Source organism: Salinimonas profundi (assembly GCF_014750655.1).
GTDB classification, from domain to species: Bacteria; Pseudomonadota; Gammaproteobacteria; order Enterobacterales; family Alteromonadaceae; genus Alteromonas; species Alteromonas profundi_A.
This window is the reverse complement of record NZ_JABBXD010000001.1, coordinates 287,175-309,442: the sequence shown is the minus strand read 5'-3', so window position 1 is coordinate 309,442 and position 22,268 is coordinate 287,175. Positions and strand designations below refer to the sequence as shown.

Genomic DNA, 22,268 nt, shown 5'->3' with positions numbered 1-22,268 from the left:
AAAACATCACTATCTCACTTTTTTTCAAATACCTTCCAGTCACAGTTAACGATACCTGAAGTAATACAAAGTGCCAGTGGATGAAACGTTATTAAAAACGAAGCAGTGACGGGATGCAGCTATTGCGCTTAAACAGTCTTTCACAAACCCTCGCCTTTTATTTATGTTCACGATGTCGAAACGACATCTTTAATCACGGGATTTTTTCAGGCGGTTTTTCCAGCTGCCAGCATCGTCTCGTAAACAGCTTTCTTCACTATCCAGTCGGACATGATGCTGACTATTTTTGATTTTAAAGCCGGCCTTTTCCAGTTGTTCGCGAATGACCTGACGAAGCTTCTTGTCGTTGCCCTGCTTCTTGACTGCCACAAGCTCAGCATCCAGACTGAAAACACAGGTGATTAACAAACTATCCGGAAAATTATCGTGACGCACCGTATGCGTCAGCCATAAAAAGCCGATATCCCATGATTTGGCAGTTTCACAAGCCAGTGTCAACGCACTGACAATGGCTTTTTCCCGCTTTTTTATCGTTTTTGTCATCGCTTATCCGAGACTGTGATTCTGTTGAGGTCTGAAAAGCAAAACGCGTATGCGCTGGCTATTATCTGACCTCTTCTCCGCCTAATTCTCGGGCCAGATCGTCCAGATCTGCTGCGGTAGAGTCAAAGGCATGATCTGCATACTGGTAAGCCACTGACACGTGGTGATCTGTACGCCCAAGTTTTACTTTCAGTGCTTCGGCCTCCATATGCATGGCCGTATTTAAGAAACGATACGCATACTGCTCAGTCTGAAACTCGTATTCAATCTGAACTTTCACTGCTCAATGCCCTTATCTGGTTTTGAATTAATCAATCGGTGCTCAACAACTTCACAGAAACGCGAATACAACGCAGCGTCGTTATCAGTCACCGGACCACATGAAATCCACTTAAGTAGCGTGTCTTCAATTGAATATGATTCGCCACTTTCTAACTTATCCATCATCATTGCCAGTTGAATATCCTGCCGCTGCGCGAGGGCTGATTCAGGGCTGGGGCAATCAGCAAGCAATTCCAGTTGGGTAGTAAACCATTCACGGTCATTATCCACGGTTATGGGTTTGAGCATCACTGCCTGATGTTGCTTATTCATTGCCTGCCAGATCTCATCCGACATCTGCGTTGACGCTGGTAAAGTGAAATCCTTCCACGCGTCCAATCCCTTAATCAACGCACGATACTGTGCTTTTTTGTTCCTGCTTTGCTCAGTATCTCTGGCATCACGCAAAACAGCCTCAGCATGTTTCAGCTTTTTATCCAGCCTGGGGACGGATTTACGAAACGGGCTCGCATCAGCTTTAATTTCGCTAAGTAGACGTTTCGCTTCTGCTGGTTCGGTTTCAGTTACCTGTGACAATAACGTATCAACCTTATCAAGATATTGCTGCGCTTCTGCGCGCTGCTTTTCTTTCTGGTCAGCCTGCTGAGATTTAACCGCGTTAAACAATGTGTCGTTAGCCTGCTTGAATGCCCGCCACAACTTATTTTCATATTTAGGACCGGCATGGCCTATCTGCTTCCACTCTTTTTGAAGGTGCTGGGCCTGGGCTGCGGCCTCCTGTCGTTCTGACATATCCAACAGCGCATTCGCTGCATTGATTAACGCCTGCTTCTGCTCGCGGTTTTGTTGATGCCATTGCAATACTCGCTTATTAACACTGGACGATGCATCTTCCCAACGCAACCTAAGCTGCTCATAGACTGACTTTTCAACCTGGCCGGCATTACGCCACGCCTGCTTAAGCTGCTCATAACGTTTGGCGGTCGCCGCTACATCATCCTGTGACTCTCCAAGCTCTTTTACTTCTTCAATCAGACGTAACCGGTCCTGTCTGGCGCTTTCCCGTGCTTCTTCCTGTTCTGCATAATGGGCTCTGCAAGGCGCAAAAGCCAGCTCCAACGCAGTATCGAATTGCTTTGCTTCTTCACTGTTGTCACCGGGTTGCGTTAAGCTTTGCCACTGTTCACGCAGTATTTTAATCTGCTTTGCACGCTGTTTAATGCTATCGGGGGGCTGACTGGCCAGCATATTAGCCTGCGCCAGCAGTTCGGGCTTACGAGGCGCTGCCAGATAAGTCTGCCAGCCTTCCAGGCGTTCGACTTGTGATTGAATATCGTCAAACCGGCGACGCAGGCGATTTTGTTCACTTTCACTGAGTGCGTCAAATTGCGCCTTAAGGTTTGCATAGCGTGACAGCGCTGCTTTATACCGGCCCTCGCTGATTAAACTACCCACGATGCTTACTAAACGTCTGACCGATTTTATTTTTTCATCGTCCGCTGCTTTTGCCGACTTAATTGCTTGCTTATGACGCTTTCTGATATCACGCCATGCAGATGACCAGGCATCCGGCATCTGCGCTATTTTCAGCGTGTATGCCTTGTACTCTTCCTCAAGTGTGTTCAGTGATTGCTGTGACACAACCGGCAATTCATCGGCAGATTGCAAAAATGCTTCAAATTGCTGAGCAAGATGCTGCTGCGCAGGAAAGACCGCGATAAGGTGACTAAGACGCTCATGATTTTCATTCAGTGACGTGCGCTCGTGTGACTGACCTGTATGCTGTGGCAATTGCCTGATTGCACTTTCCAGCGCCTCTAAACAGGAGTTAGCTTGCTCAACGGACGCCATTGCCACCGACGTACGATCAGGGCCATATAATGCCATAACTGCATTCTCAGCAGCGTTTGAAGCTGTGTGCGCGTCTGCCAGCAAGGCTTGATATTGTTCAGACTGCTGCGCTTCTTCCCATGCAGGACGAAGCTTTTCAAGATGCGCATCTACACGCGCACTCAGCGTTTTAAACTTGTCACTGGCTAGTGCACGTGACGCATCATCCAGCCAACTGAATTCATTGCTTAACTGATGATATTCGTCATTAAGCAATAACAGACGACGCTTAATTTCCGCATAATCCGCCTTATCTGATAACGCGTTGAGTTTCGAAAATAAGAGCGTTAACGCCTGACGCACTGCCTCAGGCTTGCGCTTTAGCGCTTCTCGCATCTGTTTTTGCTCATCAATGATGCGAATCAGTGAGTCACTGGACTCTTTGCGCGAAAACTTGTCTAACTGTGCATCCGAAGCTGCCTGAATTAACGCTTTGCGAACGTGCTCAGACGCCTGAGTCTGATAATACTGAAGGGTAAAGTTGTCCTGTCCGACTTTAGCGACCAGTTGTAATATTGTGCTATCGTCCAGCCCTTCAACTGGTTTCACTAGCGCACGGCGGATCAAATCACTGTCTGCAGATTCTTTGAGATAATCAATACGTTGCTGGGTATCAAGCGCTCTTCCCTGCTCTGCCAGCACAGCCTTTTCGACCTCTTGTCGGGCTATACGCTTTACCTTCTCAGAGCGTGACAGTTGTGCCGTTTTCTGCCACAGCGCAAACTTATCCAGTTTACGCAGCGCGGCCAGCGTGACATCAGCGTCAGCATCATTGAAAGCAAGTTCATGCAGAATTGCTTTATCCTGAGACTTGTCGGGAGAGAGCTTATCAACCGCGGCCAGCCGTGTTTCGGGCTCGGCGCTTTGGTGGGAAGGCGTAAATAAACGTTTAAATATCATTTTGCTTAAACCGCGCTATTTCCTGATCGGACTGCTTGAGTGACTGCTGAAAATCCCGCTTACTTTTATGAACAATTTCACCTTGTTCATTGACGGTCATATGTTCTGTTGAACGCTCAATTTTGGATTGATACAACATAACAGCTTGCATAGTACTTTCACGCTGCTCAGCAGTCAGGGGGGTACCATCCGGCCATTTTCCGGTTTCGACGGCCTGGCGCAGACGCTCATACACCTCAGGTGTCATGGCATCAAGAAGTGCTTCTATATTCATGAGGAGAATCGTTTGATAATTAAAATACGAACACGGTTGACGATGTACCAGATAAATCCGACTACGACGGAAAGCACCGCTAGATTATACTGTAAATCACCCTTTGCAGCGCCACCCCAGTACATAAAGCCGAAACCGGCTACAAATAGCAGCATGGCAAACATTGATTGATTCTGAATGCTTTGTAGCTTCTGAAATTTTTTCAGTTGCTGTTTACGCAAAATATCTTCTGACGAGGCATCAGCCAGTCCGAAACCACAGTGAGGGCAACTGTCAGCTTTGTCAGAGATTTTCTTACTACAGGATGGGCAATCGATTAGTGCCATGAAAACTCCACGGTTACAAATTATGGGAAAGCAGGCGTGTGTCTGGTCCAAATACACCAGATAAAAAAAACGTGTCAACGTAAAATGGAATTAACATCCCTATCCACGCGGACACGCATTTTAGCAGGCTAGTTATTTACTGTGAAATTTTGCCCAGTAATCATTTACTGTCTGCTTCATTTCCTTACTTAGCATTAATATACCAAACAGGTTAGGCAGAGTCATAATTACAATTGCGACAGCTGATAGTGCCCAGACCAACGTGGTATCTGAAAATGCTGCCCAGATAAAACCGGCCACATAAATGACCCGGTACGGCATGACAGAACGCGGTCCAGCCAGGTAAGTCATTGCCCTGTCGCCATAGTATGACCACGCTATCGCAGTGGAGAATGCAAACAACATGAGGCCTACTGAGACAATGTACTGTCCCCAATGACCAAAGTAGCCACGGGTAAAGGCAATTGTCGTCAGTGCCGCTGAATGCACCAATGATTTACCGGATACCTCCAGATTATCCTTAACCGGCTTACCATCTACGATTTTCAGAGTGCCGGTGAAGGGATCTTCGCCACTGACAGAGTACTTCACATCCTCGGCAACTGAACGCGCGTTGATGAGGGTAAAGCCATCTGAAACCGCTGTGCCGTTGACGATGCGAATATCACCGCTGTAGGGCTGGATATCGTGGTCTTTGATTTCATTCAGGAAGTTATAAAGCTTACCAACATCTTCGGCTGATTGGTCATCGTACGTTCCCTGCACAAAGTACATGTCTGAACGATCGAAGTTGTTCTCATGCTTTTCTTTCCAGACACCGGAAGACAGTATGACCAAGCCTGTGATCGTACAAATCATGATGGTATCTATAAAAGGCTCCAACAATGACACCATGCCTTCTGATGCTGGCTCTTTGGTCTTTGCAGCGGCGTGCGCTATCGGCGCAGAGCCCTGACCAGCTTCGTTGGAGAATAATCCGCGATTCACCCCTTTATTAAACGCGTAAGCTAGCGAGGCTCCCAAAAATCCACCCGCTGCTGCTGAACCACTGAAGGCATCACTGACAATCGCAACGAATGAAGGACCGATATTTTCCAGGTTTGCAAAAATAACCGCCAAAGCACCTATCATGTAAATGACGGCCATTAGCGGCACGACACGCGCTGTAAAGGCTGCGATTCTTTGTATACCGCCCAGAATAACCAACGCCAGCAGAATACCCAGCACGCTACCAACAATAGCGGGATCAAACCCGAAGGTCGCTTCGATGCTTTGTGCGATACCGTTACTTTGCGGCAGGTTACCCGTACCAAAAGAAGAGATTACTGTTGCTACCGCAAACGCGATAGCCAGCCATTTCATATTCAGACGTCTGTCCATGTAATACATGGGACCGCCGGCCATAGTGCCGTCTTCGGTCTGTACCCGGTATTTGTGCGACAGGGTAACTTCAACAAATTTTGTTGTCATACCAAAAAACGCGGTTGCCCACATCCAGAACAGCGCTGCCGGACCACCAAGATAAAGTGCAAACGCCACACCACTGATATTACCCGTACCGACAGTACCGGAAAGCGCTGTGGTCAAGGCACGAAAGTGCGTAGTATCGCCCGGTTCATTGCCTTTATCGAACTTACCAAAGACGACTTTCCAGGCATGCTTGAAGTATCGGACCTGAGGAAACTTCAGGTAAATGGTAAAGAACAGACCGACGCCAAGTAAGACGAACGGAAACCACGGCGAGCCTCCCAGCACGCCGTCTAACGACGTTAGAAAATTATACAACCCTTCCAAAACAGGTTCCCCTATATATTTGTTATTTTATTTTTTTGTGTGTTTTATTATTTTTTGCGTTAGCGCAAATCCGGCACAACCGCTCTGATTGCCACCAAAATATCTTCGCCAAGTTGCTGACAGCGCTGCGCCGACCAGCCGAATACCGGGTCAGGTAAGTTGTCATTATCTTTAAATGGCATTTCAAACGTGTAGGCCAGACAATGGAATCGTTCGCCTACCGCATTAGATGCCACAGTCAGATTGGCTTCGCCCGGCTTATCTTTAGGGTAGCCGTGCTCATCCTGAAACTCCGGTGTCACTGTCAGCAATGCCTGTTTGAAGTTGTCTTCCAGCTTTTTCAGGCGATCATCGTAAGATGGAATGCCTTCGCTGCCGGCGACAAAATTATACGGTAGAGCCTCATCACCGTGCAGGTCCAGATACATATCAACGCCAATGGTGTCCATTGCCTGGAGGGTGTAGAGAACTTCAGGGCTCTTTTCTTCTGTTGGCTCGGCCCATTCCCGGTTAAGGTTTGTACCCACCGCGTTGGTGCGCAGGTGGCCTCGGGCAGAACCGTCCGGGTTCATGTTTGGAATGATATAGAAGGTGGCCTGCTCCAGAAGTTGTCTCGACAGACCGTCTTCTTCATCCAGCAAACGGTAGATTAACCCTTCTGCACACCACTCGGCCATTGACTCGCCGGGATGCTGACGCGCCGTGATCCATACTTTCTTTTTATGCTCGGCTTCATCACCAATAACCAACAGTGAGAGATCGCGTCCGTCTAGCGTCTGACCTAACAATCGATGCTCGCAATCTAAAAACATCTGCGCATCGCCTACCAAATCAAGGTGACGCTCATAGCTGTACGGTACAAAGTAGGCAAAATAAATAGATGGCTGTTCAAGGGTTATCTCAAAAGACAGGTTGTCACCGTCGAATTCACTGTCTACGCGGAACCATGTCTGACGGTCATACGATGCCAGCACGTTATAATCTTTCCAGCCATCCGGATACGCCGATTTGGCAAGTTCAGTAATGGTGATTTTGTGGGCTACGAAGGTTTCACTAAAAAGTCTGAAGTGAAACCATTGGTAAAAATCAGATTGATTATCGTTATTTATTGCCAGGGTAATATTTTCTGGTGAATCTGCGTTAATTACGCGAATGTTACCACTGTCAAACTGACTGGAAATATGCATATCGTCGATGTTCCTCAGATGCGTTTGCGCGGTAATTTAGCATACTGTGTTTGGTTAATACCATGTTTAAACCGTATTACTTCACTGATAACAGGCGCATTGAAAGCAAAAGTGTTCAAAGAAAGTGACACCTGTATACCGAATCACCACGTTAGTCACCGGCCTCAACCTGTGGAACGTTTTTTGCCGGTTTCGATTTTTTAGCACCAGGTACATCCGGCCCCGGCGAAGACAGCCAGGTACGAACCCGTAATCCAGCGGCCGAAGAGTATCCCAGTGCCCGGTCGACCACGTTAAACTGCTCATCTAACAAATAGTAGGAGGGGTAGCCCTGGACCTGAAAATTGGACTTCAGTTGCGCATTACCCAGATAAACAGGACCCGTCACGTCAGCTTCTTCGATAAAGCGTTTTACATCCGCAACGCTGTCATAGTCCAGTGCAATTCTGAAAACCTGATAACGTGATTTATCCACCACATCGGTATTACTGATGCTCATTTTACAAATCTCACACCAGGGAGCGAAAAAGTAGATGAGGGTACGCTTCCCTGCCCGGGCAGAGATTGTGTAGGGTTCGCCGTTCAACGTTTTGACAAACGTCACTGAAGGGGCAACATCCCCATCAGTGGATAGCATCCCGCGCATTTGCCACTGGCTGATTCCGTAGATAACCGCAACAATAATCGCGATGTCGCGAATCCAGCGCACCAGCGAGCGTCTGTACCATGGCAGGGATTTATTTCTGTTCATTCTTTATTCCCTTGAAATGTTTAACACGTTGTTTACTACGTGTTATTTCCATCAAGGTACAAAAAAACCGACATTGAATCCACAATGTCGGCTTTTTATTCTTCTGACGATCAAGCAGGAAGCGTAGGGAAAGCAAGATTTGCCATATCGCGAACCACCCGCATTACCTGACAACTGTAACCAAACTCGTTGTCATACCACACGTACAGCGTAACTCGATTATCCGCCACAATTGTAGCCTGTGAATCTACCACTGAGGCGGCACGTGAGCCGACCAGGTCACTGGAAACAATTTCCTTACTGGCAGTAAAGTCAATCTGATGTTGCAGCGGTGAGAATAATGCCGTATCACGCAAAAACTCATTCAGTTGCAGTTTGTCCGTTTGCTTTTCCAGATTCAAGTTCAGAATAGCCAAAGAAACATTGGGTGTCGGTACACGTATAGCGTTACCTGTAAGCTTACCTTCTAGTTTCGGGTACGCTTTAGCCACGGCTTTAGCCGCGCCAGTCTCCGTGATCACCATATTCAATGGTGCACTGCGTCCACGACGTTCAGCTTTGTGGTAGTTATCAATAAGGTTCTGGTCATTGGTGTACGAATGTACGGTTTCAACGTGTCCACCTGTTATGCCATATTCTTCATCCAGCGCTTTTAACACCGGTGTGATGGCGTTTGTTGTACAGCTGGCAGCAGACAGAATTTTATCATCCGCAGTGACACTGTCGCTGTTAACACCGTGGACGATATTTTTAATATCACCCTTACCTGGCGCCGTCAGAATGACCTTTTCGGTGCCTTTTGCCTTCAGGTGCAGACCCAGGCCATCGCGATCCCGCCAGATCCCTGTGTTATCAACCACAATGGCATCTTCAATACCATATTGCGTGTAATCAACCTCGTCAGGGCTATTGGCGTAAATAACCTGAATGAACGCACCATTGGCTTTTATTGCCTGGCGTTCTTCGTCGACCGTGATACTGCCATTGAAGGGGCCATGCACTGAATCGCGGCGCAGCAGACTGGCGCGCTTTTCAAGATCTCCCTCACGGCCGCCACGCACAACAATAGCGCGTAGGCGCAATTTGTTGTTCATGCCCTGTCGTTCAATCAACAGGCGAGCCATCAGTCGACCAATACGGCCGAAACCATATAAAACCACGTCGCGAGGCTTCTGATTGTCCTCTTTATCGACAACACTTTGTAACTGCTGGCGCAGATAGGCGTCCAGATCAGTCTCATCAACAGCCGAACCATAGTGGAAGTCAAAAGCAAGCTTACCAATATCAATTTGTGCAGGTGCCAGCGTCATCTTATTAAGCGCTTCCAGAATAGGCCAGCTTTCCCGAAGACGCAGCTTAATGCCTTCATGTAACCGCACCATCCGGTGCGCCTTAATCACATCAATAGCGCTGGCATTAAGAAGTGGACGACCATATACAGAAATCTCTACGGCGAATTTGCGGTAGAGGCTACCTATAATCGGTAGCATTTTTTCTGCATACTCCTGACGTTCCTGCCAGCTACTTTGTAATTCCTGTTCGAACTGTTGATTCATGCCTTTGCCTTCATCGACTAAAATAGTTTAGAAAGTGAACATACCGAACTGTTATTTAGGGTACACTAGGTGAGTAAGTCGCTCGGTTATGAACGCTGGTATTCTAGATAAGGTAGTAAGGAACACCAAATTGTTGATAAATTACAATAAACAGTCATTTTCCCTTCCCCGCCTCTGTTCTTTTGGTAAGTTTTCGTCAATTCTGATTTGCAGCATTGCTCTGTCTCTGAGCGGCTGTGATAACTGGGGTGAGAAAAGTATCGCTCAAATCTGCGAGGATTCACCGGCGATGTGTGACGATCTCAATCCTGATGCCTGGTGTCGATCAGAAAAAGCTGAAATCATCCGGCACCGGTTCAATCACCAAAGTGAAGCTACTGATAAGCAGCGCTATGAAATGCTGCTCAAGTGGGAAGCGTATAAGGTGTGTATCGCCAAAGCGGCGGGAATTCGTCACATCAAGCACCGGGAAAAAGAAGCCGGCAGAATGAAAGGTTTATTGACGGCAGAACGTGAGTTAAAACGTTTGGCCTGGAAAACTCAAAACGCGGATAACCCCTATCTGGCGTATTATCACTGGTCAAGGTTCAGCGATGCTGAAGCAAGAGATCGCTTTATGCAGTATGCGAAAAGTGGTGAATTGCACAACGATCCTGCGTTACTGGTTGCACTTGCAAGTTTGCAGATAAAAACCGATGAAGAGGCTGCCAGACACACCCTTTACGATGCGCTTGAGCGTGTCGATGAGAACAATATGGTCGAAAGTGCTGTCTTTTTAAGCCTGAGTACGTTGGCGATTGATCAGAATAATCTGGCTGCAGCCTACCTGTGGGCAAATGTCGCACATCATTTTGACGCCCCGGTTGATTTACCTGCCTATCAACAAATGGCTATCGCTTCAGATGTAGACATTGATGCGATAGAAACGATGGCAGAAAAAGTGATTGATGATTTGGAAGCGGGAAAATTTAATGCGTACCGGGCCGGCATTAATGACCTGTAAGCCGTAACAAATTTTCAGTTTTCATATTGAATATTCAGCAAATATTCCATAAAAAAAGAGCGTACATCTTGTACGCTCTTTTTTTATCGGTCTGACCAGTTTAAATAATAACCAGATGTGAAGGCATCATCCTCTTACCGGATTATCCTCATCGCCCTCTGCTTTAAAATTCATGGATATTGAATTTACGCAGTATCGCTGACCAGTAGGCTGCGGTCCATCTGGAAAAACATGGCCCAAATGCGCATCACATTGCTTACAGTAAATTTCTGTACGTGACATGCCGTGAGAGCTGTCATCACGGTAACCCACGTTATCCTGTTCAGCCTGTTGATAAAACGAGGGCCAGCCACACCCGGCATCAAATTTCGTGTCTGAAGGAAACAGAGGCGCACCGCACGACTTGCACACGTACACGCCATCGCGGGTTTCATCAAGTAACACACCCGAAAACGGCCGCTCGGTACCAGATTGACGAATAACTTTGTACTCTTCATCTGTTAGTTCAGTCTGATTGGCTTTTCGCATACTGCCTCCTCACTTTGCTTATTTTTTAATAGCAACCTGGGGACGATCCGGATCGCTCCAATTAAGATGAAACTTCTTACCTGCAGGTTTATCCACGCGTTGGAAAGTATGCGCGCCAAAGTAGTCCCGCTGGCCCTGCAGCAGGTTAGCCGGCAATACTGCTGAACGGTAAGAGTCATAATAGCTTAACGCTGACATCATTGCCGGACAGGGTATGCCAGCCATCGTGGCATCAGCAATAGATGTACGCCAGTCCGACTGCATTTCTGTTATCTGGTCAGCAAAAAACGGATCCAGCAACAGATTTTTGAGACCTTCGTTGTTTTCATACGCCTGAGCAATGGATTGCAGGAACACCGCGCGAATAATACAGCCGGCCCGCCAGATTTTGGCTATTTCACCAAAGTCCAGATCCCAGCCATGTTCATTGGCCGCCGTCGCCATAAGCTGAAAGCCCTGGGCATAAGCACAAATCTTCGAGCAGTAAAGCGCCTGCTCCAGTTTATGAACCGCTTCCATTTTTTCTTCATCAGACATTGCTGGTGCATGCGGTCCTTTAAGAATTTCACTGGCGGCCACGCGCTCTTCTTTAAGCGCGGAAATGCTACGGGCAAAAACCGCTGACGTTATCGTCTGCGCCGGGCTTCCCACCTGCAACGCACTAACCGCCGTCCACAGGCCGGTGCCTTTCTGACCGGCTTTATCAAGGATCACATCAACCAGAGGCTGTTTGGTTTCAGGGTCCGCCTGTTCAAGCACTTCTGCGCTAATCTCCATCAGGTAACTGTTAAGCTTTCCGTCGTTCCAGCGACGAAACACTTCTGCAATTTCAGCAGCAGACATGTGAAGTGCGGTACGCATTATCTGATAGGTCTCGCAGATAAGCTGCATATCAGCATATTCAATACCGTTGTGGACCATCTTTACATAGTGTCCGGCGCCCATGGTACCGATGTAAGTCGCGCAAGGCTCGCCTTCAGTTACAGGCTGGCCGGGTGTATATGTTTCCAGCGGCTTGCCGGTTTCCGGATCAACTTTCGCTGCGATGGCTTTTAGGACTGGCTCAATGCGGGTCCAGGCGTAAGGGTTACCAGATGGCATCAGCGAGGGACCGAATCGCGCGCCTACCTCACCGCCGGATATGGCGGTGGTAAAGAAGATAAACTTACTTTTGTAATGTTCTTCGCGCTCAACAGAGTCTGTCCAGAGACTGTTACCGGTATCAATCACGATATCGTCAGCTTTAATGCCTGCGTCAATAAGGTGGTTACAAACATGATCAACCGGATCGCCGGCAGGCACTGAAAGAATGATAAGGTGAGGAGCTTTGAGCTTGCTGAGTAGCTCAGTATAGGAATTACAGCCTTCAAGGCGTGCAGGTTTATCACCACGTTCAGCGTTATCTTTAGCCAGGATAGCGTCAACTTTAGTCTGATCCAGGTCAAAGCACGCGACCCGATAACCATTATCAGCCAGATTGAGCGTCAGGTTCGCGCCCATTACGCCCAGACCAATAAATCCGATATCACACTTTTGTTGTGCGTCTTGCTTTCCATCTTCGTTTTGCATGGTTTCCACCCTATGTTGCAGATGGCTGCGCATGATATCACCCGATGCGCGCCACAACACTATTAAAGGAAGATTCTCAACGAAAAAAAGTGCTTATTGGATCGTATTCGATTATGTACAGCCTGTGTTTTTTCTCACATGAGCATTGTTTAAACAGTGGTTAAGGTATCAACATTGGGGACGTTTTTCTCAATGTGAAAAATCGCCATTGTGCGACCTGCTGCGTGATACACTTTTTGCACGCATAGCTCAGGCTGTTCGCGAACAGACGAATAGTGTGTATCAAGTTTTAACCGCCAGCCTGAATGCTGCGCTGTTTCTGGCAATGTAAACTGAACAGCATCTGTATCTGCATTAAAACAAATATACCAATGCTCAGCATGCCCGCGCCCGGGTGCTTTACCCACAATTTCTAATGCAAATGAGCGATTATCTGATGCGTGCCAGTGGCCGATTTCTTTTTCCGAACCATCAGGAACAAACCAGGTAATTCGTTTTACATTGACCTGTTGTTGCCAATCGTCACCTTCCATTAACAGGTGTGACAATAAGTCACTGTTTTGCCGAAGCGCGATGATGTACTGGCAGAACTCAAGAAAGTCCTGCTTACGCTTGTTCAGACTCCAGTCGTACCAGTTGATGTCGTTGTCCTGACAATAGGCATTATTGTTGCCCTGCTGGGTGCGGCTTAGCTCATCACCACCAAGCACATGTGGCGTGCCCTGGCCGAGTATCAGTGTGGCAAATAAGTTACGCTTTTGCTGCTCGCGTGTCGCATTGATATCAGCATCTTTTGTCTCACCTTCGATACCATAATTGGCTGACAAGTTATGCCCGTGCCCGTCCCGGTTTTCTTCGCCATTAGCGCGATTGTGTCGCTTGGCGTAACTCACCAAATCCTGCAAACAGAAGCCGTCGTGATAGGTGATATTGTTCACTGATGTGTAAATCGGCCTGATACCACGGGTAAACACATCATCAGATCCCATCAGCCTTGTGGCAAAGTCGGGTGCAGTCCCCTCGTCACCCCGCCAGAATGCTCGCACGGTATCTCTGAACTTATCGTTGACCTCCAGCCATTCATGGCCAAACTGTCCAAGCTGATAGCCGTCAGGTCCGATATCCCATGGTTCAGCAATTAAAACAGCGTTTTTTACAACCGGATCCTGGCGCATGGCCTGTAGTAAGGCTGAATGAGCAGAAAATACCTGCGGACTTCGGCCCAGCGACACAGCTAAATCAAACCGAAAACCATCAACGCCAATAATGTCTAACCAGTAGCGCATTGCGTCCATGACAAGTTGCATCATAGATGGTGACGCAGTGTTCACCGTATTTCCGCACCCTGAATGGTTGCTATACACCAGCTCACCATTCGGGGCCTGTTCAAACAGGTAGCTATGATAAGGACTAAATCCTTTAAAGCTGAGTACCGGTCCTCCCTTGCCCCCTTCTGCAGTATGGTTGAAAACCACATCGGCAATAACCTCAAGCCCGGCCTCGTGGTACCGATCCACCATATACTGCAACTCACCTAATGCATCAGATATTGCGTAGCGAGGTTCCGGTGCGAAAAAACTCACCGGGTTATAGCCCCAGTAATTAGTTAAGCCTTTTTCGGTAATATAAGGTTCTGGCATAAAGGCTGCCATGGGCATAAATTGCACCGATGTCACGCCAAGCTGCTTAAGATGTTTGATAATAGCCGGGTGACAGGCGCCGGTATATTTTCCGCGCTGCTCTTCCGGCACATCCGGATGTGCTTTACTCAGCCCCTTTACATGGGTCTCGTAAATAATGCGCTGGTGGTCCGCTATAGCCGGTTTCGGAGGCCGGGGCACCTGATAAGCTCGCTCATCAATAACCAGCGCCTTGGGGATCATAAAGTGAGAATCATTTTGATACTGGCGGGCATTCCAGTGTATCGGCCGACTGAGCATTTTCGCATAAGGGTCAATCAACAGTTTATCGGTTGGCGCCGCCAGTAATGCATTTTCTCCGCGGTTGACACGGTATGCATAATGCTGATGATGCCCAATCCCGCTGATATGCCCGTGCCATATATCGCCGGTTTTATTTTCCAGAATAAATTCGTTCACCGGTTCTTCAGTATCTGCACTAAACAAGCACAAAATCACTTCGGTGGCTTCTGGCGAAAAAACCGCGAAGTTGACCCCCGAATCGGTAATTGTTGCCCCAAGCGGCTCTGCCGTACCGGCAGTTTGTCTCATGATGGTATTCTGCATGATTTAATCTGATTTTAACTGCCAGTAAACCGTTGCCAGTGGCGGCAGTGTCACTTCAATTGAGTGAGGCTGTCCATTCCAGCCTTCATCCTGAGAAGCGACCTCCTGCATCACAGAAAAACCGCTCCCCCAATAATTCTTTTCATCCGTATTGATTAGTAGCGAATAGGTTCCTGGTTTGGGTACGCCCACTCTGAATTGCTCCCGGGGCATCGGCGTCATATTACAAACCACGACTACCACCGCGTTATCAGCCTCCCCTTTTCTGCAAAAAGAAAGCACGCTTTGCTGTGCATTATGATGATCAATCCAGTGAAAGCCTGACGGTTCGTGGTCTAGCTGGTAGAGCGCTGGCGTGCTGGTGTACGCACTATTCAACGCTTTGTATAAACGTTGCATTCCCTGATGCTTCGGATAATCCAGAAGATGCCAGTCGAGCGAACTATCGTGGTTCCACTCGCGGTATTGTGCAATCTCAATACCCATAAAATTCAGTTTTTTTCCTGGATGGGCAAACATAAATGCCGCGTAAGCGCGCTGATTGGCGGTCGCCTGCCACTCATCGCCGGGCATTTTACCCAGAATACTGCCTTTTCCATGCACGACCTCATCATGGGATAGCGGTAAGACAAAATTCTCATCAAAGGCGTAGACCATGGAAAATGTCATTTCATCATGGTGATAACGCCGGTAGGCTGGGTCTTTGGCCATAAAGTGCAGAGAATCATGCATCCACCCCATGTTCCATTTAAAGCCAAACCCAAGCCCTCCAGCATCAGTTGGGCGAGACACTCCCGGAAAAGATGTTGATTCTTCAGCAATGGTCATTGCGCCCGGATAGTGACGATACACTTCTTCATTCATCCAGCGCAGTAAGCTTATTGCCTCATAGTTCTGGTTGCCACCATCTACGTTGGGGATCCATTCTCCGTCGTTACGTGAATAGTCCAGATACAACATGGAGGCAACGGCATCTACGCGCAGTCCGTCAATGTGAAATTTATCCAGCCAGAATAGTGCATTGGCGACCAGAAATTGCCTGACGGTGTCCTTACCAAAATCGTAAATGCAGGAATTCCAGTCCGGATGCCATCCTTTACGCGGATCGTCATACTCGTAAACATGGCTACCATCAAAGCGCGCCAGACCGTGTCCGTCTTCGGGAAAGTGCGCCGGCACCCAGTCGATAATTACGCCCAGTCCTGCCTGGTGACACTTATCTACAAAATATTTAAAGTCATCGGGGTTGCCGAAGCGACTGGTTGGGGCAAAAAGCCCGACTGGCTGATATCCCCAAGAGCCGTCAAAGGGGAACTCTGACACCGGCAGCAATTCCAGATGGGTGTACCCCATATCTGTTGCGTAAGGGATTAGCGTATCGGCAAGTTCATGGTAGGTAAGATAGCGTCGTCCATCATCGGGCTTACGCCACGAGCCCAAATGCACCTCGTAGATACTCATTGGCTGATGGTAACGATTTTCACCGCGGCGTTTCATCCAGTTTTCATCGTGCCAATCATAGGTGCTGTGGTCATAGATTACTGAGGCATGGGAAGGATACTGCTCGGCCAGATACCCCATCGGATCCGCTTTGTGGGGCAAATCGTTGCCCTGATTATCCTTCAGCTGAAATTTGTACCGCTCTCCTACAGACAGCTGTGGTACTACCAATACCCAATAGCCCATCTCTGTCTTTTCCATTGGGTGCAATCGTGCATCCCACTGGTTGAAATCGCCAATGACTGAAACCGCAGAGGCATTCGGGGCATAAACACAAAAGCGAACCGCATTATCGTCACCGGCCTGAACACAGTGAGCGCCCGCTTGCTGGTACAGGTTTTGCGGTGCATGGTCGATAAAGTGCACCGCATGATAAGCAAGATCCTGAAACTGGTAGGGATCAAGGCTTGTCGATTCATGCTGCCCGTAGTGTGCTATGACCTGATAGATATCCTCTGCTGAACAACCTTTAACCTCACCACTGAAAAGTCCCTGCTCGCCCGTGCGCTCAAGGGTTGTTCTGCAGCTGGTATCACCGACTTTACACACGGTTACAGATTCGGCATCGGGTCTCCATACCGTTATCTGCACGCCCTCAGACGTTTCAACGGGGCCCAGAACAGAAAAGGGATGGGTGCAACCCGCCCGGGCCAACTGCTGTTCAACGTGCATAGACAACTCCTTTTTGAGTGCCTGAGCGGCTCAGACACCCTGTTGATTTTTATTTGCTTTTAATCAGTACTGGCTGAACGCCGTGCCTGGGTCAGTCGATTCGCTAAATGAAGAATATCGCCATCGCTGAAAATGTCCTCAAGATTACGACTTAACTTGCGGCGCCAGTTCGGATATTCGTCAAACGTACCCGGGATGTTAACGGGTTTATCCATTTGCAGCCAGTCCTCAAGCTGCAAACTAAATAATGCGCTGGAACCGGTGGCCATGTGCGTTTGCAAACCAAAGTTCAGAGCCTGATTCATGCCGGTAACATTCACGTCATGACCAACATCGTCGCCGACCGCGTGGTGGCCGTGCAACGAATTAAGTATTTCCTGCTTATCTTCGTGCCGGCTGGTGTACAGGGTCTCCAGAATTTCGTCGGTGGGATACAAGCCCAATGACTTACCCAGTTCCAAATCCAGGCAGTGCCAGTAACCGATAAGTGTTGGCATATCATGCGTTGTCAGCGTCGACATGGATTGGACTGGATAATGTGAAGGAGAGAAGAAACCACCGTCCTCTGCCTGTTCGAAGAAAAATACACGATAAGAATAAATGCCGTTATCGGCTAATTTACCGCGGATTTCCTCTGGAACCGTGCCTAAATCTTCACCGATGACCAGGCTTTTGTTGCGGTGACTCTCCAGCGCCAGTATGCCCAGTAAATCGTCAACCGGATAATAAACATAACCGCCATCGCGTGCATGATCGCCTTTGGGTACCCACCATAGTCTCAGCAGGGCCATGACATGATCAATGCGCAGCGCGCCAGCGGAGGCCATATTCGAGGAAAACAGGTCAACAATAGGCTGGTAAGCCTGCTCATATAAGCGCTTGGGATCCATCGGTGGAAGTCCCCAATTCTGACCCAGTGGGCCTAATACATCAGGTGGTGCACCGACACTTGCATCAACACAGTAAAGATCTTTATTACCCCAAATCTCTGCACTGCCTTCGCTGACACCTACAGCAAGATCCCGATACAATCCGATAGTCATACCTGCATCCACCGCAACCTGGTTAGCCTGTTCAAGTTGCAGCGCCGCCTGCCATTGTAAAAACTGATAAAACTGAACGCGCTGCTTGTTTCTTTTAGCAAACTTCGCAACTTCCGGTTTATGATATTCTTTGAACTTATTGGGAAAAACTGGCCAGCCCCAGGAAGGTTCACCTAACTCTTTGAGGTGTTCCTGCATGACATCGTACACTGCCAGCATATCGAGACTTTCACCGCCTTCAGCCACAAATTCAGCAAAGGCCGTACGTTGTGGTGTTTTCTGGGTAAGATATTTTTGATGATAAACCTCAAACAACGTGGCTAACACCTTAAGCTTGAGCTCTGCTACACCGGCATAGTCAACGTATTCCTGGCGTCTGACCTGTTCAAGTTTTTCCCTGAACTCAGCCGTATTCACCAATGCCTGAACATCCGGGTGATCGTAATCATCAAGTTTCGTTACATCAATATACAGGTAATTAAGCCAGCGACGAGAAGACGGCCCGTAAGGACTGCACGCATCCGGGTTTGCCGGATAAAGCGCGTGAATTGGATTGAGTCCGATAAAATCAGCACCGGTGCCGGCAGCATCGCTAACCAGGCGGGCTAAATCTGAAAAATCGCCGATTCCCCAGTTATTTTCACTTCGCACACAATAAAGTTGTACGCTCAGTCCCCACGCTTTTTTACCCTCAACAACCTGCTCTGGCATATAACAAGCATCAGGGGCCATAATCACGCGCATCTGCCCCACGGGTTCATCATCGCCTTCTACCAGTAACTGCAGCGTGTGATATCCGTTTTCCAACGCATGATCAAACGCGATGGCGTATTCCTGATACTCCACTTCATCAATTTCAGCGACATTAATTAGCTGCGTATCGACCGGGACCAAATCCTCGCTGAACTGTTTGCCTGACTCAGTGGTCAAAAGCAACGTATACGTGTCGTTAACCAATTCAATTGGTAATCGCACAGTAAAATGAATACGTTGAGACTGACGAAGCACCTGAACGGGATCCAGGACAGATTGCCAGTATGCCGCGGTATCGTGTTTTACCTGCGCTAATACCGCTGCCTCGTTTTCTGTTTCATACCCCAGCGCATTGAGCAGTTTAGCTTTACTGCTATCTGCAATTGTGGCGGGCTTACCCCATGCATCGACATAATTGGATTCGATGCCACGCATCTCTACCAGTTTCTGCAAAACTTGATTCGACATTGATTCGTATTCCTGTATCTGGCGGTTCTAGCGCGTAAGTATTGAAAAAAGTATATACGACGCTTTCCTACAAACTATTAACATTATTGTTTAAACCGGTGGTGTAGCGAAAGTGAATACGATTGCATAGATTACATTTCGTAATTTTGCAACATTTTATCTTTTTCTTTTGCTTAGTATGCCATTTTGATCCATACTTTACGTAATTTTATTTCAAACCATTTAAAAAAGTAGAGGTACGTCATGACAGTACGCATCGGTATCAACGGTTTCGGCCGAATCGGCCGCCTGGTTATGCGCGCAGCCGCAATGCGCGATGATATTGAAGTTGTAGCAATTAACGACCTGCTTGATACAGACTATATCGCATACCTGCTTAAATATGATTCAACTCACGGTATGTTCGATGGCAGTATCAGTGTTGATAACAATCAGCTAGTTGTAAATGGTAAAACCATTCGCGTTACATCTGAAAAAGACCCTTCTGATCTGGCCTGGGGCGATGTGAACGTTGACGTAGTGGTTGAATCAACCGGTTTATTCCTGACCAAAGAAACAGCTCAGAAGCACATTGATGCCGGCGCTAAAAAAGTGGTCATGTCGGCACCGTCCAAAGACGATACACCCATGTTTGTAATGGGCGTTAACCACGCAAGCTATGACGGCCAGACCATCGTGTCCAATGCTTCTTGCACTACAAATTGTCTTGCTCCGCTGGCGAAAGTGCTGAACGACAAATTCGGTATTGTCGATGGTCTTATGACCACCGTGCACGCTACCACAGCAACCCAAAAAACGGTTGATGGTCCTTCAATGAAAGACTGGCGCGGTGGCCGTGGTGCCGGTCAGAACATTATTCCTTCTTCGACCGGTGCGGCTAAAGCTGTAGGCAAGGTAATTCCTGCGCTTAACGGTAAGCTGACAGGAATGGCATTCAGAATTCCAACACCCAACGTGTCTGTTGTTGATCTGACTGTTAATCTTGAAAAAGCGACCAGCTATGAAGCCATCTGTCAGGCGATGAAAGAAGCCTCTGAAGGCGAACTGAAAGGCATTCTTGGTTATACCGAAGATGCGGTAGTTTCGAATGATTTTCTGGGTGATGCGCGCACGTCAGTCTTTGATGCCGATGCAGGTATCGCACTGACTGACACCTTCGTTAAAGTGGTAGCATGGTACGATAACGAATGGGGCTATTCGAATAAAGTGTTGGATTTGGTTCAACATATCAGCAAATAATGATTATAAAATCAGGCGCCTTAAATAGCGCTTAGTGATTGATAAAAAGGTGCGATTTAATCGCACCTTTTTTATTGGATTCCGTATAGTATTGTCCGTAAACGTAAATAGTGGTTTAAACAGGATTTAACTATGAGCATTGCCAGCAGTATTAATGTAGACGAATCTTCAGGTATTACTTATCTGAACATCGATAACGAATTCGCCTGCGCACAAGTCAGTTTATATGGTGGACATGTGCTCTCATACGTTCCTAAAATCGATAACAAAGAACGTTTGTGGTTAAGCCCACATGCGGTTAAAACAGGTGAAAAACCCATTCGTGGCGGCATTCCGGTTTGCTGGCCATGGTTCAGTGACGATCACGGCAGAGAAAAAGGTGAGCTTCCTTCCCATGGCTTTTTGCGCTCTCAGGTGTGGAAGCTGGTTAGCAGTGAGGATACGTCAGAGGGGACAGAAATTGTCATTACACCATCATTTACCCGCGCAGACGGCTTTGAATATGATTGTGATGTCAGTCTGACAATATTTATAGGTGAGACACTGACAGTCACTTTACAAACTGTAAATAAAGGCTTGGTTCCATTCACCTTCAATGCTGCGTTGCACACATATTTTGAAGTGAACAATATTAACAATGTTCAGCTGGAAGGTTTAATCGGCGACTACAAAGATAAAACTGATAACTGGGCCGTTAAATCGACGCCGGCTGATTACAAAATTGAACAGGAAACTGATCGTATTCACCTGGACGCTGCCAAGTCAGTTATTATCAATGAGAATGGCGAAGCGCTGACCCGGGTTAACTCTTCCGGTCACGATTCCATCGTCGTATGGAATCCATGGCAAGGCGCAGCATCCATTTCAGATATGGATGCATTTGGTTACAAGCAAATGATTTGTGTTGAAACGGCGTGCACTCAGGGCCACTCCTTGTCACCGGAACAGAGCCATACGCTCACCCAGATTATTCATCCGGTTTAACGATTCGCCAACCAGGCTGTAGTAGCAGTTTTGCCACTACAGCTTATTGTTCAGAAGAATAATTAAATAATTAAATAAAATTAGCCTTTTTTCATGTTTCCCTGCGTATAAGTTTTGCTTCAGGCATTACAAATATACCAAATTATTATGTAGGGAAACTCTCCGTGAAAACACAGATTAAATTACTTGCACTTGCTGCCCTCTTTACTGCCTCATTTACCTCCCATGCATCGGTTAAGGTCGTTCAGGGTACATACGTACCAGTTAAGGGAACGGTAGAAACATTCGAAGTTTCTGACCCGAGTCAGGGTGAGGCACCGCAGCAACTTGGCAGATACAAAATTTATCTGATTAACAGTGCATGGCGAAGCATGAGCGCGGGAGAACGCGCCGCTACGCAATATCTGATAAAAGTAGAAGGCCTGGTCGCAGGTGAGATCGATCCGGCGACAATGCTTGTGTCGCATAAACTACTGGATGATGATCATCAGTATACATTGCGATCAGAGAATGATTTTTTCATTCCTCAATCAGGCGATATGTTTTGTTCAACAGGTACACCTTTGGTTATTCAGGAACAGATTAATCTTGTCAAAGGCACGGGCAAATATGCCAACCTGAGTGAAGGCACCATTATGCTAAATGGTGTAATCAACAACTGTCCGAGCGAGCCGGAATTTGGCAAAAATGTTCTCGAGGTAATCCCTTTTCAGGGTTCAGTTACTTTTGAATAATAAAAAGACCGCGCCAGCTATGCCGG

The 22,268-nt window shown here is 47.6% G+C and carries 18 protein-coding genes; 4 read left to right on the top strand and 14 right to left on the bottom strand.

The genetic code is table 11. The features are described from left to right. Positions 1-189: 189 nt before the first annotated feature. The 9 genes from HHX48_RS01295 to HHX48_RS01255 form a co-directional block, all read right to left on the bottom strand. Positions 190-543, bottom strand: a complete 354-nt coding sequence (locus HHX48_RS01295) for a Fis family transcriptional regulator (RefSeq protein ID WP_191021833.1) — start codon at positions 541-543, stop codon at positions 190-192. A gap of 61 nt (positions 544-604) precedes the next feature. Beyond that, positions 605-823, bottom strand: coding sequence for a hypothetical protein (locus HHX48_RS01290; protein ID WP_191021832.1), 219 nt, complete (start codon positions 821-823; stop codon positions 605-607). Then, positions 820-3,615 carry a DUF349 domain-containing protein gene (locus tag HHX48_RS01285; RefSeq protein WP_191021831.1) on the bottom strand — a complete coding sequence of 932 codons (2,796 nt, stop codon included), beginning with the start codon at positions 3,613-3,615 and terminating at the stop codon, positions 820-822. The genes HHX48_RS01290 and HHX48_RS01285 overlap by 4 nt, the downstream gene beginning before the upstream one ends. After that, a complete protein-coding gene (locus HHX48_RS01280) occupies positions 3,605-3,889 on the bottom strand; it encodes a YeaC family protein (protein WP_191021830.1) in 285 nt (94 codons plus the stop codon). The genes HHX48_RS01285 and HHX48_RS01280 overlap by 11 nt, the downstream gene beginning before the upstream one ends. Continuing rightward, on the bottom strand, positions 3,886-4,215 hold the full coding sequence (locus HHX48_RS01275) for a zinc ribbon domain-containing protein (RefSeq protein WP_191021829.1): 330 nt from the start codon (positions 4,213-4,215) through the stop codon (positions 3,886-3,888). The genes HHX48_RS01280 and HHX48_RS01275 overlap by 4 nt, the downstream gene beginning before the upstream one ends. 132 nt (positions 4,216-4,347) lie before the next feature. Continuing rightward, positions 4,348-6,009: an alanine/glycine:cation symporter family protein gene (locus HHX48_RS01270; protein ID WP_191021828.1), complete on the bottom strand. Its 1,662-nt coding sequence runs from the start codon at positions 6,007-6,009 to the stop codon at positions 4,348-4,350. Positions 6,010-6,068: 59 nt separating this feature from the next. Then, positions 6,069-7,196, bottom strand: coding sequence for a M14 family metallopeptidase (locus tag HHX48_RS01265; protein WP_191021827.1), 1,128 nt, complete (start codon positions 7,194-7,196; stop codon positions 6,069-6,071). A gap of 151 nt (positions 7,197-7,347) precedes the next feature. Continuing rightward, positions 7,348-7,947, bottom strand: a complete 600-nt coding sequence (locus tag HHX48_RS01260; protein ID WP_191021826.1) for a TlpA family protein disulfide reductase — start codon at positions 7,945-7,947, stop codon at positions 7,348-7,350. 110 nt (positions 7,948-8,057) lie between these two features. Beyond that, positions 8,058-9,503 carry a glyceraldehyde-3-phosphate dehydrogenase gene (locus tag HHX48_RS01255; RefSeq protein ID WP_191021825.1) on the bottom strand — a complete coding sequence of 482 codons (1,446 nt, stop codon included), beginning with the start codon at positions 9,501-9,503 and terminating at the stop codon, positions 8,058-8,060. A gap of 130 nt (positions 9,504-9,633) precedes the next feature. Between HHX48_RS01255 and HHX48_RS01250 the strand changes: the two genes are divergently transcribed. Next, positions 9,634-10,506, top strand: a complete 873-nt coding sequence (locus HHX48_RS01250; protein ID WP_191021824.1) for a DUF2989 domain-containing protein — start codon at positions 9,634-9,636, stop codon at positions 10,504-10,506. A 126-nt stretch (positions 10,507-10,632) separates the two neighbouring features. Here the strand turns inward: HHX48_RS01250 and msrB are convergent, their stop codons facing one another. From msrB to malQ, 5 genes are all read right to left on the bottom strand, one after another. Then, positions 10,633-11,034, bottom strand: a complete 402-nt coding sequence (gene msrB, locus HHX48_RS01245) for a peptide-methionine (R)-S-oxide reductase MsrB (RefSeq protein WP_191021823.1) — start codon at positions 11,032-11,034, stop codon at positions 10,633-10,635. 18 nt (positions 11,035-11,052) lie between these two features. Further along, positions 11,053-12,603: an NADP-dependent phosphogluconate dehydrogenase gene (gene gndA / locus HHX48_RS01240; RefSeq protein WP_191022575.1), complete on the bottom strand. Its 1,551-nt coding sequence runs from the start codon at positions 12,601-12,603 to the stop codon at positions 11,053-11,055. 149 nt (positions 12,604-12,752) lie between these two features. Continuing rightward, entirely contained in the window at positions 12,753-14,849 is a 2,097-nt protein-coding gene (gene glgX, locus HHX48_RS01235; protein WP_191021822.1) for a glycogen debranching protein GlgX, read from the bottom strand. A 3-nt stretch (positions 14,850-14,852) separates the two neighbouring features. After that, positions 14,853-17,021 (bottom strand): 1,4-alpha-glucan branching protein GlgB, encoded by a 2,169-nt coding sequence (gene glgB, locus HHX48_RS01230; RefSeq protein WP_191021821.1) that lies wholly within the window; start codon positions 17,019-17,021, stop codon positions 14,853-14,855. A 59-nt stretch (positions 17,022-17,080) separates the two neighbouring features. Then, positions 17,081-19,285 carry a 4-alpha-glucanotransferase gene (gene malQ / locus HHX48_RS01225; protein WP_191021820.1) on the bottom strand — a complete coding sequence of 735 codons (2,205 nt, stop codon included), beginning with the start codon at positions 19,283-19,285 and terminating at the stop codon, positions 17,081-17,083. A 243-nt stretch (positions 19,286-19,528) separates the two neighbouring features. On the opposite strand from malQ, the gene gap reads away from it, so the two are divergent. The 3 genes from gap (at position 19,529) to HHX48_RS01210 (ending at position 22,242) form a co-directional block, all read left to right on the top strand. Beyond that, entirely contained in the window at positions 19,529-20,524 is a 996-nt protein-coding gene (gene gap / locus HHX48_RS01220) for a type I glyceraldehyde-3-phosphate dehydrogenase (RefSeq protein ID WP_191021819.1), read from the top strand. Positions 20,525-20,656: 132 nt separating this feature from the next. After that, on the top strand, positions 20,657-21,508 hold the full coding sequence (locus tag HHX48_RS01215) for a D-hexose-6-phosphate mutarotase (RefSeq protein ID WP_191021818.1): 852 nt from the start codon (positions 20,657-20,659) through the stop codon (positions 21,506-21,508). A gap of 164 nt (positions 21,509-21,672) precedes the next feature. After that, positions 21,673-22,242: a hypothetical protein gene (locus HHX48_RS01210; RefSeq protein WP_191021817.1), complete on the top strand. Its 570-nt coding sequence runs from the start codon at positions 21,673-21,675 to the stop codon at positions 22,240-22,242. The last annotated feature ends 26 nt before the right edge of the window (positions 22,243-22,268 follow it).